The organism is Bacillus sp. FSL K6-6540 (assembly GCF_038007545.1).
Window position 1 is genome coordinate 955,001 of sequence record NZ_JBBOXH010000002.1, and the last position, 2,500, is coordinate 957,500.

General features: G+C 52.6%; 2 rRNA genes (both cut by a window edge). Both read left to right on the plus strand.

Features of this window, described 5'->3' with window-relative positions:
- Positions 1-1,280: ribosomal RNA gene (locus tag MHH82_RS37305) — 16S ribosomal RNA — on the plus strand (it extends 270 nt beyond the left edge of the window).
- Between the two features lie 170 nt (positions 1,281-1,450).
- A 23S ribosomal RNA gene (locus MHH82_RS37310) occupies positions 1,451-2,500 on the plus strand; it runs 1,878 nt beyond the window's last position.
- The 16S and 23S rRNA genes sit together here, the layout of an rRNA operon.

Sequence of the window (2,500 nt, forward strand, 5' to 3'; positions counted from 1 at the left end):
GGCTCACCAAGGCGACGATGCGTAGCCGACCTGAGAGGGTGATCGGCCACACTGGGACTGAGACACGGCCCAGACTCCTACGGGAGGCAGCAGTAGGGAATCTTCCGCAATGGACGAAAGTCTGACGGAGCAACGCCGCGTGAGTGATGAAGGTTTTCGGATCGTAAAGCTCTGTTGTTAGGGAAGAACAAGTACCGTTCGAATAGGGCGGTACCTTGACGGTACCTAACCAGAAAGCCACGGCTAACTACGTGCCAGCAGCCGCGGTAATACGTAGGTGGCAAGCGTTGTCCGGAATTATTGGGCGTAAAGGGCTCGCAGGCGGTTTCTTAAGTCTGATGTGAAAGCCCCCGGCTCAACCGGGGAGGGTCATTGGAAACTGGGGAACTTGAGTGCAGAAGAGGAGAGTGGAATTCCACGTGTAGCGGTGAAATGCGTAGAGATGTGGAGGAACACCAGTGGCGAAGGCGACTCTCTGGTCTGTAACTGACGCTGAGGAGCGAAAGCGTGGGGAGCGAACAGGATTAGATACCCTGGTAGTCCACGCCGTAAACGATGAGTGCTAAGTGTTAGGGGGTTTCCGCCCCTTAGTGCTGCAGCTAACGCATTAAGCACTCCGCCTGGGGAGTACGGTCGCAAGACTGAAACTCAAAGGAATTGACGGGGGCCCGCACAAGCGGTGGAGCATGTGGTTTAATTCGAAGCAACGCGAAGAACCTTACCAGGTCTTGACATCCTCTGACAATCCTAGAGATAGGACGTCCCCTTCGGGGGCAGAGTGACAGGTGGTGCATGGTTGTCGTCAGCTCGTGTCGTGAGATGTTGGGTTAAGTCCCGCAACGAGCGCAACCCTTGATCTTAGTTGCCAGCATTCAGTTGGGCACTCTAAGGTGACTGCCGGTGACAAACCGGAGGAAGGTGGGGATGACGTCAAATCATCATGCCCCTTATGACCTGGGCTACACACGTGCTACAATGGACAGAACAAAGGGCAGCGAAACCGCGAGGTTAAGCCAATCCCACAAATCTGTTCTCAGTTCGGATCGCAGTCTGCAACTCGACTGCGTGAAGCTGGAATCGCTAGTAATCGCGGATCAGCATGCCGCGGTGAATACGTTCCCGGGCCTTGTACACACCGCCCGTCACACCACGAGAGTTTGTAACACCCGAAGTCGGTGAGGTAACCTTTTAGGAGCCAGCCGCCGAAGGTGGGACAGATGATTGGGGTGAAGTCGTAACAAGGTAGCCGTATCGGAAGGTGCGGCTGGATCACCTCCTTTCTAAGGATATTATACGGAATATAAGACCTTGGGTCTTATAAACAGAACGTTCCCTGTCTTGTTTAGTTTTGAAGGATCATTCCTTCGAAACGTGTTCTTTGAAAACTAGATAACAGTAGACATCACATTCAATTAGTAATACAAGATATCACATAGTGATTCTTTTTAACGGTTAAGTTAGAAAGGGCGCACGGTGGATGCCTTGGCACTAGGAGCCGATGAAGGACGGGACGAACACCGATATGCTTCGGGGAGCTGTAAGCAAGCTTTGATCCGGAGATTTCCGAATGGGGAAACCCACCACTCGTAATGGAGTGGTATCCATATCTGAATTCATAGGATATGAGAAGGCAGACCCGGGGAACTGAAACATCTAAGTACCCGGAGGAAGAGAAAGCAAATGCGATTCCCTGAGTAGCGGCGAGCGAAACGGGATTAGCCCAAACCAAGAGGCTTGCCTCTTGGGGTTGTAGGACACTCTGTACGGAGTTACAAAGGAACGAGGTAGATGAAGAGGTCTGGAAAGGCCCGCCATAGGAGGTAACAGCCCTGTAGTCAAAACTTCGTTCTCTCCTGAGTGGATCCTGAGTACGGCGGAACACGTGAAATTCCGTCGGAATCCGGGAGGACCATCTCCCAAGGCTAAATACTCCCTAGTGACCGATAGTGAACCAGTACCGTGAGGGAAAGGTGAAAAGCACCCCGGAAGGGGAGTGAAAGAGATCCTGAAACCGTGTGCCTACAAGTAGTCAGAGCCCGTTAACGGGTGATGGCGTGCCTTTTGTAGAATGAACCGGCGAGTTACGATCCCGTGCAAGGTTAAGCAGAAGATGCGGAGCCGCAGCGAAAGCGAGTCTGAATAGGGCGCATGAGTACGTGGTCGTAGACCCGAAACCAGGTGATCTACCCATGTCCAGGGTGAAGTTCAGGTAACACTGAATGGAGGCCCGAACCCACGCACGTTGAAAAGTGCGGGGATGAGGTGTGGGTAGGGGTGAAATGCCAATCGAACCTGGAGATAGCTGGTTCTCTCCGAAATAGCTTTAGGGCTAGCCTCAAGGTAAGAGTCTTGGAGGTAGAGCACTGATTGGACTAGGGGCCCCTACCGGGTTACCGAATTCAGTCAAACTCCGAATGCCAATGACTTATCCTTGGGAGTCAGACTGCGAGTGATAAGATCCGTAGTCGAAAGGGAAACAGCCCAGACCGCCAGCTAAGGT